The following is a 14,931-nucleotide window of genomic DNA, read 5'->3' as shown; positions in this document are numbered from 1 at the left end:
GTTTGGCAGAGCCCTGGTCCTCTTCACCGTGCCTTGTTGCGTTGGTCCGCCACGCTCAGGTCACTCTGCATCAACCGATGGATCAGCAGCAGCGCGAGCACAGCGACCCATGCAAGGGTCACCAGGATGTTGACGCGTTCACAGAGCCCCGTCCAGGGCGTGGGCAGGTTCGTCTGCACAGCCGAGGCGTCCCCGGCGGTGAGCAGGCCGAAACCGATGAGCAGCAGGATGGTGGCGGCGGTGTACAGGCGGAACCAGAGACCGAACGCAACTGCCGACGAAACCATCGCCGCCAGCATCAGCGCACTGGTCACCGACACAATGATCAAATGCGCTGTGTCGGCTGCTGTGGCGCCGCCGGCGGCCAGTACTTCGCGGGTGTGCATCGAGGCGAACGGGTAGGCCAGTCCGGCCAGCACGTAGGCGCCGAGGAGGATACCGGTTACGCGAAGCGACCGCCGTCGGCTCCCGGACCGCCAGACGCCGGCCGCGAATGCCGCCAGCAGGGCACTCCACAGCAAGCCCAGCCATACCCAGACGGTCCTGGTGGAGACATCCCATGCCGAGAGTTCACTGACCGTCTGTGACATCGGGTCGTACCCGGGGTATCGGATCAGCCAGATCATGGTTGCGTAGAGCAATGAGGCTGCAATGCCGCTCAACGGCAGCAGCGCGGGTCGGAGACTGGTCGCCCGCAGCGGGTAATGAATTGAGCTGGACCTGTTTTACCTTCCATCTTTTCCTCGGGATGACCGGCTATCTGTCTTCTCCCGTGCACTTGGCACAACGTGAAGCACTACGGCTTCCTGCTGTACCTCGCTGCTGTTCCGAGGCCTTCAGGTTTGGATCGCAAGCGTCTTCTGCGGTCGGTCGGCCGCCAGAGTCGCGGCCACGAGGACCCACAGGGTGGCACCGAAGACGAGGTTGAAGATCAGGTCCGGTAGTCCTACCATCGCCGCAGAGCCGAGGAGAAACGCACTGGCGCTGATCGGCAGGTGCATGAGCATCGCCATGAGCACGCTCTGGGTATGGTCGTAGACCCACACCATGAGTACCCGGTAGGGCAACAGCACGGAGAAGGCCATTACGGGCACGTAGAGCGCCATCGGGATAGCGCCACTGTCGGTTGCCAGGTAGATCGGTGAGTGCAGCAGGCACCATGGCAGGCCCACAAGGAGCCCGGTGGCCAACAAACTGTGCCGCTTGCGGTGTTCGGGAGTAGCGAACCCTGTCCAGCCGAGCTCTTCGAAGAAGCCGGCGACCAGCCCAGCCACGAGAGCGGCGATCAGCAAGCTCGCCCTGTCCTCCGCGGTGGCGATGTCGGGGAGGAAGGCCTTTGAGGTAAGCAAAAACGCAAAGAGGATCGCCGCCTGCAAGAGCGGGGCGGTTAGCAGTGCGACCGCGTACCAGCGAATGCCCACCCGCCACCGCATCGACCGCGCTCGTAGGTCGCTCAGGCCCGCCCGGCCAGAGGCGAGGGCGATCACCACGACGGCGGCCAAGGCGTAGCATAAGGGACCAGCCAGGACGGCGGTCACGTACATGACCGGCCCCATCTCCGCAGCAGAGGCCGCCTCACCGCCGGCCCCGCTGCCCAGCAAGGCAACGGGACCGGCGGTGAAGATGAGAAAAACCAACACCAGAACATAGAAGGTGATCACCGTATGCCTCTGGATGAAAGCACGAACAGACCGATGTTCCCTTGCCTCCATGGCTGTTGCCCTTCTTTGTAGTCACTAACAGACTCACGGGCAGGGCAGCTGCCCGCCAGAGCCCAAGGGCCCCAACACCACCATCCGAGGACGGGGCGCGGCCGGGCCTTGATCCCGACCTCCACTTCCTCGCCGTGAATCCGCATCATCTGCATGACGCAACGGCGGCAGGACCAGACACTGGACCGAACCCGGGCAACAGCCAGGACATTAGCGTCCATCTATCGGCAAGCCCCCCAGTGGCTGGTGCAGCGGGGAAGCGAAACCATCCCACACCGTTCGCCGGTGGCCCGCACCCGGGCGGAAGTTCCTTCCCACAGTCGCTAACAAGACCTGCCGCCTGAACAAATTCGTGGTAAACAAAGTCAAAGTACAAACGCTGAGGGGCTTTTCTGATGGAGACAGTTACATTTAGTCATCCGTTTGGAACCAAAGAGCCGGGTTCGGTGCTGCCTGCCCCAAAACCAAGGCCTACCGCTGATCCTTCTGCCAGCCCCGCGACCGTCCTTCTCTTTTCTTCCCAAGGCCGTGAACGCGAGGTGCAGGGACTCATCCACGACCTCGCCGTCCTGGCAGCGAAACAACATCCCATCGCATAAAGACGGCTACAGTGAAGCCGGAACAACCGGGTTATGCGGTTCTGCCCGACATGGACGACACAAAGCTGCTGGTGGACCTCACCAGTTATGCCAGCGACCTTTCCGAGGCTTCCCACACCCTGGCGCAGGCCTTGGAGGCTGGTGAAGAGTCTCCACTCCGGGGGCCGCTGACGTCACATGCCGTCACGGCCTACATCCGCCCGTTCATCCTCTCCAAGGTCCGTGAGCGTCTGGATGAAATGCCGGGAATTCCAGCTGTGCCCGTCGCGCTGGTGCCGGTCCACAATCTGGTCAGGAAGTATCGCAACACCACAGTTGCGCATTCACAGTCTGATTTGACTATGCCGGTGCCGGTTGCTGTTTTGGATACAGAAGGACAGGTCGTGAACGTTATCGGAGTATCCCTTGTTCAGCCGATGCCCCGCGTCATTGCCGAGCAATTACACAGCCTGATCTCGGTCATGGAAGACATCGTGGAAAAGGCAACAGAACCGGTCAGGGAGCGGCTACGGGCCTGGTCGAAGCAGCAGAGCCCGGAAGACGTCAGCAGATGGCAACTCCCGGAACTGGTCCACGCTGTAGACACTGATTTCACTGCCGGCCGGAAGAGAAGCCGGTCGCCGCGTTATACAAGCTACTGGCACACAGAGGACCCGCCAGCGCCTGATCCAATGGCCAGAGGCGGTGCGAGTTCCATTCCCCAGCGCCCCCTTCCGGTGAAACCTGGCAGTGATTGAGCTTGCAGAAAAGACCCGAGACCGGGAAATGGCGGTAGAGGCTGCACGCCGGGCGCTCGGTCTCGCTGATCGAGGGCCTGTGTTCCCCCGGCACAAGACAGTTCGCGTCGTTCACGCGGAACACCAGACCCTTGCACGACTGAAGCGTCTCGCGCCGTAGAGATGGTGTCCACTGGACCCGCGTAGGCGAGCTGACCCTTCACGGTGTTGCCAGCTCCGGCGGATCAGGGGACATCGTCGAAGTACTGCGCCACGTCATAGTTGCCGATCAGCCTGGCCAGTCCCGCAGGGGTCTGCCCTGACTGGTTTGAATGCAGCGGATCTGCACCGCGGGAAGGCAGCAGATCGATCATCCAGGGCCGGCCGCTTGAGTTGAAGACAGCAACAAACAACGGTGTATTGCCGAAGGAGTTGACCTGGTCGACCGTCGCGCCAAGGTCATGCATTGCCGCAGCAGCTCCCAGGGCGTGTTCCTGGGACGTGAGATGCAGCGGAGTGAATCCCTGCCTGTCGGCTGAGTCTACGGACTCACCCTCGGCTGTCAGCCGCCTCACCTCATCCGCGTCATTTGTGAGTGCTGAGCAGTGGAGCGGGGACCGGCCGGCGGGATCCACGGGTACCTCAATTCCTGGTGCTAGGGACACCGCACCATAACCGATTCTTTAGCTGGTCCATTCGGTCAAATGGCGGCAGTTGCCGCCGCCGTGGCCCGGCGAATTGACGTCTTCCATCCCCACACAAAGTGCTTAGCGCCCACCGCAAAGTCCCGGTAGTTCGATGCGAAGGTCGCCGACTCCTTGGCTTTTGAGGTCAACCACTTGAAGACAGGCCCAGCGGACTTCCCCGGTGGGAACAGCAATAATGTCGCCCTGCTCCAACTGGCTACTGGTCCTTGGGCTGAAGGGGAATATACGACGGCGGGGAACGAGAAGGCCAAGGACGCGCCCATGATGGTGCTTTAGTCGATGATTCGGCTGGCAGCGGAAGTAACGTCCTACGGTCTCTGGCCGCTGCATGCGGAAAGGTCAATAGTCCGCAACGCGTTCGCCGGAACTCCACACTTCAACCCGTCGACAACTTCTTCCGGTCCACGTGCCTGGTGTCGATGCCCACGTTTGATCCGGTGGATACGGAAGAAATGAAGGGGAGCGGAGGGACGAGAGGAGCTTCCGTGTTGTGTTTCCAAAAGGAGCACTTAAGAAATTCTGTTACTGCTGGGTTACCGCCAGGCCGATTCAGGGAAAGAAAAAGGCTCTGATTCCCTTAGTTCTAGGGGAATCAGAGCCTTCCTCATCAGCGGTGACGGTGGGATTTGAACCCACGTTGGCTTTTACACCAAACAACATTTCGAGTGTTGCACCTTCGGCCGCTCGGACACGTCACCAACCTCAATAGGGTACCGGAGCAAGGCCTGCATCCCCAAAACGTGTGGGCACCGCTCGCAGCAGGTGGCCCGAGTATGGCGATGAGTCCGCAAGCGCAAGGGAAAGGTGACGGCAGCGCGGGAGACCTTTGGTGACCGTCGACTGCCGTCTGGCGTGAATGTCAGACCCTCCCCTGATGATTAGTACATGGGAACACAGGCGGTGGTGAGGGCCTTTGAGGACATCAAGGCTGCCCTTGCTGTGCTTAATGCGGAGGTGGACGGGGCCGGTTCGGAGCCGTTCTCTCAGGCTGATCCATTGGCTGGCCTGGCGGATGGCTGCCTGGACATTCTTGCCGGTTCCCGGGAGGTGGAGGCTGGGGTTGCTGCGGTGAAGGCCAAAGCCGCGGTGAAGTTCGCGGACAGTGCCTGGGCAGTTGCGGGGCCTGATGTTCCTGTGCGGGCGCAGGAGATGGCGGTAGCGGCGGAGATTGGGTGCGTTTTGGCGCTTGGGCCGCGGGCCGCTTCCTCGTTCCTGTCGACCTCCTATGCTCTGAGGTCGACGTTGCCTCGGACGCTTGAATCTTTGCAGGCAGGTGTCCTGTCGTGGCAGCACGCGGTGGCGATGGTGGATGAGGCCGCCAGCCTCGATGCTGTGGGGGCGTCGGCGTTGGAGGGGCATTTCCTGGATCCTGATGCATCTGACCCGGCGCGGGGGTGCCCTGCCGGTGAGATGCCTGCGCATCGGTTTCGGGCCAAGGCCAGGACGTGGCGGGAACGCCACCATGCGGAGAGCATTGAGAAGCGGCATGCGAAGGGGGTGGCGGACCGGCGGGTGGAGTTCCGGGCGGACCAGGACGGGATGGCCTGGCTGTCAGCGTGCCTGCCCGCTGCTCAGGCCCTGGCCGGGTGGAACCGGCTTACGGCTATCTCGCGTGCCATGCAGGGACCGGAGGAGCGCCGCGGCATGCCGCAGTTGCGGGCCGACAACTTCGCCGACGCGATTCTTGGCAGCGGTGCCACGGACGACAGACATACCGCAGCGGGGGTCGTGGAAGGAGCGGGTTTACCGTCGTCGCCGATCCGGGCGCAGGTGTTGGTCACGGTCCCGGTGTTCTCCCTGATGGGTATGACCGATGAGCCGGCGATGCTGGACGGGTACGGCCCCATCCCGCCGTCGATGGCCAGGGACCTGGTCGCGAACGGTGCCGACTCGTTTTACCGGGTCTTGGTGGATCCGCGGGACGGGGCGCCGCTGGAAATCGGCCGGACGGGCTACCGGGTGACCGGCGCGATGCGGGCCTGGCTTCGGATGCGGGACGGCAAGTGCCCGTTCCCGGGCTGCAGCAACAACTCGCTGGACAACGACGCCGACCACATCCTCGCCTGGGCCAAGGGCGGCACCACCGGGATCGCCAACCTGGGTCAGCCCTGCCCGAAACACCACAAACTCCGGCACAGCACCGGCTGGCAACCCACCCCGGCCACCAAAAACGAACCACCCGGCTGGACCTCACCCACCGGCCGGCACTACCAAAGCGAACACCAGGACTGGGAACCACCACGCTGGCCCGAGCACTTGGTGCCGCAACTGAAGCCGATGGAAAGGGCAACCTTCGGTTTCCCGGATTTGGTCAGTGTTGGCCTCTCGCCCGGAGAAGCTTGCCTTGACCGCATTCTCCACCCGCCCTCGGCCTGAGCTGTATGGGGGAATTCACCGCCGGCTGCATCGCACTTCATCCCACGTGCGTATCCTTTACGTGCTCACCCCATGCGCGTTCATCCCGCACGTGCCCAAGGGCAAGCGCCCCAGAAAACCCGACACCCGCCGTCGGACTTTCCCCGTTCATGCGCGTCCGGCTAGATTCATCAGCAAGATGACAAACTCAGAAACTCCCATCCACGCAACCGCATACTGGACCACTGCCAAGGAGCACGGCGAGCTGAGGGCCGAAGAAGTGCCCGCTCCCGGACCGGGTGAGGCGCTAGTCCGTGCCCTGTATTCGGGCATCAGCAAAGGCACCGAAATGGTGGTCCACGCAGGGGCCGTTCCGCCGCGGGTTGCAGAAGAAATGCGCGCCCCGCGCCAGGAGGGGGAATTTCCGGGACCGGTGAAGTTCGGTTACCTCTCTGTCGGTGTCGTGGAGGAAGGGCCCGAAGGGTGGAAAGGCCAACGCGTCTTCTGCCTGAACCCGCATCAGGACCGCTACGTAGTTCCCGTCGAATCCTTGACCAGGATCCCCGACGAGGTCCCTTCTCGGCGCGCGGTCCTCACGGGCACGGTCGAAACGGCAGTCAACGCCCTGTGGGAGGCCGGGCCGCGGCTGGGGGACCGGGTGGCGGTCGTCGGTGCGGGGCTGGTGGGCGGCATGGTGGCCACCTTGCTCCGTACCTTTCCGCTCCAGCGCCTGCAACTGGTGGACCTTGACCCCGGAAGGAAGCAGCTCGCGGACACGCTTGGCGTGGACTTCGCGCAACCGGATGACGCCCTGGCGGACTGCGACATCGTTTTCCACTGCTCGGCCTCCCAGGAGGGCCTGGAACGCAGCCTGCAGCTCCTCGGCGATGAAGGGGACGTCATCGAGATGTCCTGGTATGCCAACCGGGAGGTCACCGTGCCGCTGGGGGAGGACTTCCACGCGAGGCGGCTGTCCATCAGGGCCAGCCAGGTCGGCATGGTGGCTCGTTCCCGGCGCCACCGCCGTACCAACGCCGACCGCCTGGACCTTGCCGTATCGCTGCTCAAGGACCCGGTTTTCGATGCGTTCCTGACCGGGTCGTCACGCTTCGAGGACCTGCCGGATGTGGTGCAAAGCCTGGCCGACGGCACTCTCGAAGCCCTGTGCCACGTCGTTGAGTACCCTGCATCCACCCCAGCCACCGACAACTACCAGAACTTGAGGTAACCCATGTTCAGCCTGACCGTCCGCCGCCACTTCATGATCGCCCACAGCCTTCCGCGTGAGGCGTTCGGGCCCGCCCAGGGCCTGCACGGCGCAACCTTTGTCGCCGAGGTGACCTTCCGCCGTCGTGCGCTCAACGCCGACGCGATCGTCCTGGACATCGGCGCCGCCGGGACCATCATCGAGGACGTGCTGGGCGGCCTGAACTACCAAAACCTGGACGAGCACCCGGACTTCGAAGGCCAGTTGACCACCACGGAGGCACTCGCCGAATACGTCGCCCAGAAAGTTGCTGCCAAGATCAGGGACAGCGACGACGGCCGTGAGCTGGCAGGAATTGACGTCACCCTGCGCGAAAATCCGGACGCGTGGGCCACCTACTCCCTGGATCTCGCAGCCTAACCGTGCGCCCTGTGCGGCTGCTCGTTCCCGGCAATATCCGCCACAGCTCAGGCGGCAACGTTTACAACGCGCGCCTGGTAGCCGGCCTGCAGGCCCTCGGTACACGGGTAGACGTCATCAGCGTCGAGGGAAGCTGGCCGGAGGCCAGCGCCAAGGAACGACGCCGGCTGGGCACCCTGCTGGGAGCATGGGAACCTGAAGCGGATCCCGGGCGGGCAGTGGCCATCGTGGACGGGCTGGTAGCGGTTGGCGCCCCGGATGAGCTCGAGTTTGCGGCAAAGGCGGGGCGGAAAGTATGGGTCCTGGTGCATATGCCCGTGCCGGAAAGTTTCGGGACGGCTGCCCTGAAAAAGGAGGCCAGGGCCCTTCGCGCAGCGACCGGGGTGATCTGTACCAGTTCCTCTGCGGCGTCCGTGCTGGCGAAGCGGGGACTTCCGCAGGCCGAGGTTGTTCTTCCTGGAGTTGATCCTGCTCCCCGGGCCTCCGGCTCCACGCCTCCCCACCTGGCCGTCGTCGCCGCCCTGCTGCCCAACAAGGACCAGGTGCTGACCGTCGAGGCGCTGGCCCGGATCCAGGACCTTGAGTGGACTGCGTCGTTCGTGGGGTCTGACCAGGCGGACCTGGACTACGCGCAGGAGGTCGGGGCTGCCATCGCGGCCAAGGGACTGCAGAACCGGGTGCGGATTCTGGGTGAGCTCACGGGAGCGGCTCTCGAAGCAGAATGGGCGCGCACTGACCTGACGTTGCTGGTATCCCGAATCGAGGCTTTCGGAATGGCCGTCACCGAGTCGCTGGCCCATGGAATCCCAGTGGTGGTCCGCGAGGGCACGGGGGCAGTGGAAGCGCTTGGGATGGCCGGGGTGGCAGCGAACGACGGCGGGCCGCGCCTCCCGGGGGCAGCGCTGCCACTACCCGCCGGCGCAAGTGAGAGTCCGGACCGGCTGGCCGCCACCCTGCGCCACTGGCTGACGGACCAACAACTCCGGCACGCCTGGCAGGCAGCGGCGATGGAAGCGCGGACCAGGTTGCCGGGCTGGGACAGCACCGCCGGGCGGATGCTGGCCCTGATAGCGGGGCAAGACTGAACGAACGGCTAGAGAGCGCTCCGGTGCCAAGCAAAAAACTCCCGCAGCAGCAGTGCGCACTCTTCCTCGCGGACCCCGGGGTACACCTCAACCCAGTGGTTTAGCCGGCGTTCGCGAAGGATGTCGAACACTGACCCCGCAGCACCCGCCTTCTCATCCCAAGCTCCGAACACCACCCGGGGGATCCGCGCCAGGACAATCGCGCCCGCGCACATGGCGCACGGTTCCAAGGTGACCACCAAAGTACAGTCGGACAACCGCCAGCCGTCGTCCCGGCCGCCGCCCAGCCGCGCCCTTTCCTGCAGCCGTCCGGCCGCTTCCCTGATGGCCACCACCTCGGCGTGGGCCGTGGGGTCACCCAGCTCTTCCCGTTGGTTCCGTCCGTAACCCAGCACATCGCCGTCGGGCCCTATCACCACGGCGCCAATCGGCACGTCCTCCGTGGCGAGGGCCCGCCGTGCCTCAGCCAGGGCAAGGCCCATCCAGGCATTGTGATTCTTCTCCGGCAAGGGCATGGCTCAATGATAGTTTCGAGGGATACTAAGCTTGCGTTCTTTTCCCGGGAGGCATGATGAGCAGGCTCCACGACCGCCTGGACAGATGGTTCAAACCCTATGCAGCCCTCTGGCTGACCTTGATTATCGGCGGAACCGTGGTGGTCATGATGGCGCTGGCCGGCGCCGAGGTTTATGACGATGTGGTGGGCAAGGACGGGCTGGCGAACCTCGATGTTCCTGCCCTCAACTACGCGGAGTCGCTGCGAAACCCCGGCCTCGATGCCTTTGCCACAGGGTTCACCAACATCGGTGGCGGCATCGGGATGCCCATCCTCGCCAGCATCCTCACCGCCTGGCTGACGTTCCTGAGCCGGACGTGGCGGCCCATCATCCTGGTGGGCGGCGCGGCCACGGTCTCCATCCTGGCCACCACCTTTGGCAAGAAACTGGTGGGCAGGACCCGGCCTGATCACGCAGACGCGGTGCCGCCTTACGAGGATTCGCCGTCATTCCCCAGTGGTCATACGCTCAATACCACCGTGGTGATCAGCGTCCTCCTGTACGTCCTTTGCCTCCAGTTCCACATGCTCTGGGTAAGGGTCACGGCAATCACGGCCGGGGTGATCTTCATCATCGCCATGGGGCTGAGCAGGGTCTTCTTGGGCCACCACTGGCTGACCGATGTCATGGCGGGGTGGACTCTTGGTCTGGCCTGGGTGGCGATCGTCATTTTGGCGCACCGCTTATTCCACCTGAGCAGGCGCAGGCAGCATGCGGGCCCGGCCCCCACGTTCGACCGTCCCGTTGTGCGGGACGTCGTCCTCGAATCCGTGCACGACGGCGGCGACGCCGGCAAAGAGGGCGCCCACGGCAGCCGGGGCAAGGACACCGCCGGGTGATAGTTTTGGGGGATGCGCACTCTCGTTGTTGACCACCCCTTGGTCGCCCACAAGCTCACTGTCCTCCGGGACAAGAACACGCCGTCGCCGGTTTTCCGCCAGCTGACGGAAGAGCTGGTGACCCTGCTGGCCTACGAAGCCACCCGGGAAGTCCGAACCGAGCCTGTCACCATCGAGACGCCCGTCAGCACCACCATTGGCACCGCATTCACCAAGCCCACGCCGCTGGTGGTTCCCATCCTGCGTGCCGGCCTGGGGATGCTGGAGGGCATGACCAAACTGGTCCCCACGGCCGAGGTTGGCTTCCTGGGCATGGCGCGTGATGAGGAAACGCTGGACATCATCACTTACGCCGAGCGCCTGCCGGAGGACCTGACCGGGCGCCAGGTCTTCGTGCTGGATCCCATGCTGGCCACCGGTGGCACCCTGCGTGAGGCCATCAAGTTCCTGTTCAAGCGCGGCGCCTCCGACGTCACCTGCATCTGCCTGCTGGCCGCCCCCGAGGGCCTGGCCAGGCTTGAAGAGGAGCTGTCCGGCGCGAACGTGCACATCGTCCTGGCTTCGATCGACGAGAAGCTCAACGAGAAGTCCTACATTGTGCCTGGCCTGGGCGACGCTGGCGACCGGCTTTACGGGATCGCAGGGTAGTTTTCACCCTTTTTCAATCGGCGTCCCGCCGCTAGCCTGTCCGGATGGACTGGAAGCTGGAACTTGTTTTTGTCCCCGTGTCCGACGTTGACCGTGCCAAGGACTTTTATGTCAACAAGGTGGGCTTCAATGCGGATTACGACGAGCGGCCTTCGGACGATGTCCGCTTTGTGCAGCTGACCCCGCCGGGCTCGGCCTGCTCCATCTGTATGGGCGAGGGGCTTTTGGACGCCCCTCCCGGCACGGGGACCACTCTTCAGATGGTGGTCGACGATATCCAAAAAGCGCACGACCACCTCAAGAACAACGGTGTGGACGTCAGTGATATCGAAGTGCTGCCTTGGGGCCATTTTGTGTACTTCGCGGATCCGGACGGGAACAAGTGGGCCGTGCAGTACATCCCGTGGCGGAACACGGGGCAGGGCGCCGGGCAGGGCGCCGGGCAGGACGCCACAGGGCAGGGCAACGGTTAAAAACAAACCGCGGGCCGCATCGTGGTGATGCGGCCCGCGTTTGTCGCTGGAATTCCCGTTTGCCCCCTGGCCAAAGCGTACGACGGCGGGTGGCCGGGAATACGCCGCCAGCCGCCCTCAAAGCCGGGGAGGCTCAGCAGGAGGTTCCCGTTTAGGGGTTCGGCCGGCGGGGGAGAGGTGTTTAGTACCAGTTGTGCGCCAGGTGGAAGTTCAGGGCACCGCACGGCGACTGGTAGCTCTTCTGGATGTAGTCCAGGCCCCAGTTGATCTGCGTGCGGTAGTTGGTCAGGTAGTCCGCGCCGGCACTTGCCATCTTCTCGGCGGGCAGGGACTGGACGATGCCGTACGCCCCGCTGCTGGCATTGGTGGCCGTCGTGGTCCAGTCGGATTCCTTGGTCCACAGGGTTTGCAGGCACTGCATCTGGTCGGGTCCCCATCCGAACGTGGCCAGCTGGCCGGCGGCGTAGGCCTGGGCGCCGGCGGGATCGTTGACTGCGACGGCGGGGGCCGGCTCAGGTGCGGGAGCGGGAGCGGGCTCAGGGGCCGGTGCGGGTGCCGGGGCCGGTGCTTCTGCCGCGGGGGCTGCCGGTGCCGGTGCGGGAGCCGGTTCCGCGGCCTGCGGCTCTATGCTGATCGCGGCAGGAGCGGGGCTCGCTGCCGGGTTGGAGCGGACTTCGCTTTTCTCGATGCTCATTTGGGCGTCGGCCGCTGCCGTGGAAGAGTTTGACTCGGTGGATGACACCGGGGTCATGCTGCTGGTGGCCTGGCCCGCCGCGCCTACCCCTACCAGCACCGCGCAGGACGCTGCAAGGATGCCGGCACGCTGGCCAAGAGTGGTCTTCTTTGCCGGCTTTTTGGCCGGTTGCTGCTTCGCCCGATGTTTAGCGTTGGCCTGCGGGCATGCTTCTGCAGTGTTTTTAGACATGATGGATCGCCTCTCACACCTGCGGAGTTAGCTGTCGGGTTCGGATGAGGGCATCCGGCCGCACGGAAAGATCACGTACTGGCTTAACCCCAAGGGCGTTCATTCGCCCGGGACGATGGGTCCCCCGCCTCTGCCGTTGCTCAATCGGAATCCGGGGAAGCGGCAGAGCTTGGCGTCAACCCGGGATATGCGGCCCGAACGGGAGCCGCACCCAATCGACGGTACAGGAAGAGCGCGCCAAAGTCACATTTAGGTAACGGAAGTCACGATATTCAGCGCGTCGATTTGCGGTGCTCCGCGGGTTCTCCGTTACCGAGTGGCGCCGCCGGATTGTTGCTGCCAGGTACTAGGCCCTGGCCGGCCCGGCCGCGGGCAGGCGCACGGCGAACTCGGTCCTGCCGGGCCGGGAGACCAGTTCCACGGTGCCGCCATGGGCCGCCACGATGGATTCCACGATGGACAGGCCCAGCCCTGATGATCCTTCCCAGCCGGAGCGGGCGGTATCTGCCCGGGTGAAGCGGGAAAAAATGCTGCCTTGGAATTCGGCGGGAATACCCGGGCCATCGTCGGTGACCGTGACCACCACGCTCCCGTCGGCGGAACGCATCACGCCTGTGGTTACGGTGGTGCCTGCCGGTGTGTGTTTCCGGGCGTTGGAGAGCAGGTTGGCCAGCACCTGGTGCAGCTGGGTGGTGTCCCCACGCACAATGACGGGTTCGTCGGGCAACGTCAACTGCCAGGTGTGGCCCGGTGCCATGACCTTTTCGTCGCTGACCGTTTCGATGACCAGCTGGGTCAGGTCCACATCGGTGGTTTCAGTTGCCTTGCCCTCGTCCAGCCGGGCCAGCAGCAGGAGGTCCTCCACCAGGGCTGTCATCCGTTCCGACTGGCTCTGGACGCGGCCCAGCGACTTTTGCCCGTCCTCGGTGAGGTGTTCGGTCATGCGCATCAGCTCGGTGTAGCCGCGGATAGCGGTCAGCGGCGTTCGAAGTTCGTGGGAGGCGTCAGCAACAAACTGGCGCACCTTCATCTCACTGCGTTGCCGGGCCTCAAGCGCGCTGGAGACGTTGTCCAGCATCAGGTTCAGGGCGTGGCCTACACTGCCCACCTCAGTGGTCGGGTGCGCCGCAGATGGTGGCACGCGCACTGCGAGCGCCACCTCGCCGGCATCCAGGGGCAGCTTGGAAACCTTGGTGGCGACGTCGGACAGCTGCTCGAGCGGCCGCATGGTCCTGCGGATGAGGGCAGTGCCGGCGAGCCCGATCAGGACAAGGCCGCCCAGCGAGACCAGCACCATGGTCAGCACCAGGGAGGCCTCGGTGCTTTGTTTTGTGGCCAGCGGCAGGCCGGTAATGACCACATCGCCGTAGGGGGTAGCAGTAGCCATCAGACGGTAGTCGCCGTTGGACAGTTCGCGGTCCACCGGCACGCCGTCATGGGGGAGGGCCAGCAGGGTGGCAACGTCCCGGGATGTCAGGGAGATGCGGGTGGCATCAGAGGAAAGGAAACCTGCCTCCCTGCTGATCTGTTCGTTCACCACCCGGGCATTCAGTGTTCCCACGCTTTGCCCGCGTGCGTCCAGGGGATCTGGGCGGCCGGACGGGTTGCCTTCCGGCGGCCGGCCGCGGGAGGCCAGCTTCAACTGCGCATCCAGTTGGTTGGTGAGAACCACGTCCATGGAGGCATAGCTGACCACGCCGATCGCCCCGGAGATCGCCACCAGGAGCGCCATGGAGAGCAGGATCAGGCGGGTGCGGAGGTGCCAGGTTGAGGGGTTGAGCCAGGACCGGCCTGCGGGCCGGGGGACACCGGAAAGCGATGACATGCTTTTCGCTGGCTAGTCTGCGGGCTTGATGACGTAACCCGCCCCGCGCACGGTGTGGATCATCGGCGGGTGGTTGGCTTCGATTTTCTTGCGGAGGTAGGAAATGTACAGTTCCACGATGTTCGCCTGGCCGCCGAAGTCATAGTCCCAGACGTGATCGAGGATCTGTGCCTTGCTGACCACGCGCTTGGGGTTTTCCATCAGGTAGCGGAGCAGCTCGAACTGGGTGGCCGTGAGCTGGATCTGCTCCCCGGCGCGGGTGACTTCCCGCGTGTCCACGTTGAGCACCAGGTCGCCCACCACCAGTTCGGCGGTGTCCATGGCGGCCACCCCGGAGCGCTGGACCAGGCGGTGGAGGCGCAGCAGGACTTCCTCCATGCTGAAGGGCTTGGTGACGTAGTCGTCCCCGCCGGCAGCCAGCCCCACGATGCGGTCCTGTACGGCGTCCTTTGCCGTCAGGAAGAGCGCAGGTACCTCCGGCGCAAAGGCGCGGATCCTGCCCAGCAGCTCCACGCCGTCGAACCCGGGGAGCATGACATCCAGCACCAGGACGTCCGGGTGGAAGTCCTTCGCCAGCTTCACGGCCGTGGGCCCGTCCCCGGCCACCGCCACGGACCAGCCGGCCATGCGCAGACCCATGCTCATCAGTTCGGACAGGCTGGGTTCATCGTCCACCACCAGCGCGCGGATGGGAGAACCGTCCGGGTGGGTGAGCTGCGGAAGGTTGTTGGTCATGGGGTGGGGGGATGCCATGGGACAACTCTCCGATCCGTCGGTTTGCCGATGCTTTGCCGTTGCTGTGTTCCAGCTGTGAACTCCAGCCTAGCCAGCTGAGGCCTCCGGCAGCTGCCCGCGGGCGCCGC

General features: G+C 64.5%; 15 protein-coding genes, 1 tRNA gene and 1 riboswitch. Of the genes, 8 read left to right on the top strand and 8 right to left on the bottom strand.

Going from position 1 to position 14,931, the window contains the following annotated elements:
* Window positions 1-23 precede the first annotated feature (23 nt).
* The gene (locus QF031_RS16905; protein ID WP_307430766.1) at window positions 24-662 is read right to left on the bottom strand and encodes a DUF998 domain-containing protein; all 639 of its coding nucleotides are present in this window, start codon (window positions 660-662) and stop codon (window positions 24-26) included.
* A gap of 174 nt (window positions 663-836) precedes the next feature.
* A complete protein-coding gene (locus QF031_RS16900) occupies window positions 837-1,661 on the bottom strand; it encodes a CPBP family intramembrane glutamic endopeptidase (RefSeq protein ID WP_307430763.1) in 825 nt (274 codons plus the stop codon).
* 661 nt (window positions 1,662-2,322) lie between these two features.
* Between QF031_RS16900 and QF031_RS16895 the strand changes: the two genes are divergently transcribed.
* Window positions 2,323-3,048 carry a hypothetical protein gene (locus QF031_RS16895; protein ID WP_307430761.1) on the top strand — a complete coding sequence of 242 codons (726 nt, stop codon included), beginning with the start codon at window positions 2,323-2,325 and terminating at the stop codon, window positions 3,046-3,048.
* Window positions 3,049-3,272: 224 nt separating this feature from the next.
* Here the strand turns inward: QF031_RS16895 and QF031_RS16890 are convergent, their stop codons facing one another.
* Complete coding sequence (locus QF031_RS16890) at window positions 3,273-3,692, bottom strand: ankyrin repeat domain-containing protein (protein WP_307430758.1); 420 nt, start codon at window positions 3,690-3,692, stop codon at window positions 3,273-3,275.
* Between the two features lie 653 nt (window positions 3,693-4,345).
* Window positions 4,346-4,432: transfer RNA gene (locus QF031_RS16885), tRNA-Ser, on the bottom strand.
* A 187-nt stretch (window positions 4,433-4,619) separates the two neighbouring features.
* Between QF031_RS16885 and QF031_RS16880 the strand changes: the two genes are divergently transcribed.
* The 4 genes from QF031_RS16880 (at window position 4,620) to QF031_RS16865 (ending at window position 8,801) form a co-directional block, all read left to right on the top strand.
* Window positions 4,620-6,110: an HNH endonuclease signature motif containing protein gene (locus QF031_RS16880; RefSeq protein ID WP_307430755.1), complete on the top strand. Its 1,491-nt coding sequence runs from the start codon at window positions 4,620-4,622 to the stop codon at window positions 6,108-6,110.
* A 178-nt stretch (window positions 6,111-6,288) separates the two neighbouring features.
* On the top strand, window positions 6,289-7,317 hold the full coding sequence (locus QF031_RS16875; protein ID WP_307430752.1) for a zinc-dependent alcohol dehydrogenase: 1,029 nt from the start codon (window positions 6,289-6,291) through the stop codon (window positions 7,315-7,317).
* A gap of 3 nt (window positions 7,318-7,320) precedes the next feature.
* Window positions 7,321-7,716: a 6-pyruvoyl trahydropterin synthase family protein gene (locus QF031_RS16870; RefSeq protein WP_307430749.1), complete on the top strand. Its 396-nt coding sequence runs from the start codon at window positions 7,321-7,323 to the stop codon at window positions 7,714-7,716.
* Window positions 7,717-7,718: 2 nt separating this feature from the next.
* Window positions 7,719-8,801, top strand: coding sequence for a glycosyltransferase family 4 protein (locus tag QF031_RS16865; protein WP_307430746.1), 1,083 nt, complete (start codon window positions 7,719-7,721; stop codon window positions 8,799-8,801).
* 8 nt (window positions 8,802-8,809) lie between these two features.
* Here QF031_RS16865 and QF031_RS16860 read toward each other — a convergent pair whose 3' ends face one another.
* On the bottom strand, window positions 8,810-9,316 hold the full coding sequence (locus QF031_RS16860) for a nucleoside deaminase (RefSeq protein WP_307430743.1): 507 nt from the start codon (window positions 9,314-9,316) through the stop codon (window positions 8,810-8,812).
* Window positions 9,317-9,372: 56 nt separating this feature from the next.
* On the opposite strand from QF031_RS16860, the gene QF031_RS16855 reads away from it, so the two are divergent.
* From QF031_RS16855 to QF031_RS16845, 3 genes are read left to right on the top strand one after another with little or no spacing between them, the layout of a single operon-like run.
* Window positions 9,373-10,197, top strand: coding sequence for a phosphatase PAP2 family protein (locus tag QF031_RS16855; RefSeq protein ID WP_307430740.1), 825 nt, complete (start codon window positions 9,373-9,375; stop codon window positions 10,195-10,197).
* Between the two features lie 12 nt (window positions 10,198-10,209).
* Window positions 10,210-10,845 (top strand): uracil phosphoribosyltransferase, encoded by a 636-nt coding sequence (gene upp / locus QF031_RS16850; RefSeq protein WP_043451999.1) that lies wholly within the window; start codon window positions 10,210-10,212, stop codon window positions 10,843-10,845.
* A 44-nt stretch (window positions 10,846-10,889) separates the two neighbouring features.
* A complete protein-coding gene (locus QF031_RS16845; RefSeq protein WP_307430737.1) occupies window positions 10,890-11,318 on the top strand; it encodes a glyoxalase superfamily protein in 429 nt (142 codons plus the stop codon).
* A gap of 181 nt (window positions 11,319-11,499) precedes the next feature.
* Here QF031_RS16845 and QF031_RS16840 read toward each other — a convergent pair whose 3' ends face one another.
* The 3 genes from QF031_RS16840 to QF031_RS16830 all read right to left on the bottom strand — a co-directional run bounded on the left by QF031_RS16840 (window position 11,500) and on the right by QF031_RS16830 (window position 14,821).
* Window positions 11,500-12,243 (bottom strand): hypothetical protein, encoded by a 744-nt coding sequence (locus QF031_RS16840; protein WP_307430735.1) that lies wholly within the window; start codon window positions 12,241-12,243, stop codon window positions 11,500-11,502.
* Window positions 12,244-12,248: 5 nt separating this feature from the next.
* Window positions 12,249-12,410: riboswitch (cyclic di-AMP (ydaO/yuaA leader) on the bottom strand.
* 179 nt (window positions 12,411-12,589) lie between these two features.
* Window positions 12,590-14,068, bottom strand: coding sequence for a sensor histidine kinase (locus QF031_RS16835; protein ID WP_307430733.1), 1,479 nt, complete (start codon window positions 14,066-14,068; stop codon window positions 12,590-12,592).
* A gap of 12 nt (window positions 14,069-14,080) precedes the next feature.
* Window positions 14,081-14,821: a response regulator transcription factor gene (locus QF031_RS16830; RefSeq protein ID WP_307430730.1), complete on the bottom strand. Its 741-nt coding sequence runs from the start codon at window positions 14,819-14,821 to the stop codon at window positions 14,081-14,083.
* Window positions 14,822-14,931 lie beyond the last annotated feature (110 nt).

The organism is Pseudarthrobacter defluvii, assembly GCF_030816725.1.
Taxonomy (GTDB): domain Bacteria; phylum Actinomycetota; class Actinomycetes; order Actinomycetales; family Micrococcaceae; genus Arthrobacter; species Arthrobacter defluvii_A.
This window is presented reverse-complemented; position numbering and strand designations above follow the sequence as displayed.

Coding starts and splice junctions, on each gene's coding strand:
- QF031_RS16855 (WP_307430740.1), top strand. CDS start 9,373: ATGAGCAGGCTCCACGACCGCCTGGACAGATGGTTCAAACCCTATGCA.
- QF031_RS16860 (WP_307430743.1), bottom strand. CDS start 9,316: ATGCCCTTGCCGGAGAAGAATCACAATGCCTGGATGGGCCTTGCCCTG.
- upp (WP_043451999.1), top strand. CDS start 10,210: ATGCGCACTCTCGTTGTTGACCACCCCTTGGTCGCCCACAAGCTCACT.
- QF031_RS16870 (WP_307430749.1), top strand. CDS start 7,321: ATGTTCAGCCTGACCGTCCGCCGCCACTTCATGATCGCCCACAGCCTT.
- QF031_RS16845 (WP_307430737.1), top strand. CDS start 10,890: ATGGACTGGAAGCTGGAACTTGTTTTTGTCCCCGTGTCCGACGTTGAC.
- QF031_RS16840 (WP_307430735.1), bottom strand. CDS start 12,243: ATGTCTAAAAACACTGCAGAAGCATGCCCGCAGGCCAACGCTAAACAT.
- QF031_RS16835 (WP_307430733.1), bottom strand. CDS start 14,068: ATGTCATCGCTTTCCGGTGTCCCCCGGCCCGCAGGCCGGTCCTGGCTC.
- QF031_RS16880 (WP_307430755.1), top strand. CDS start 4,620: ATGGGAACACAGGCGGTGGTGAGGGCCTTTGAGGACATCAAGGCTGCC.
- QF031_RS16875 (WP_307430752.1), top strand. CDS start 6,289: ATGACAAACTCAGAAACTCCCATCCACGCAACCGCATACTGGACCACT.
- QF031_RS16830 (WP_307430730.1), bottom strand. CDS start 14,821: ATGGCATCCCCCCACCCCATGACCAACAACCTTCCGCAGCTCACCCAC.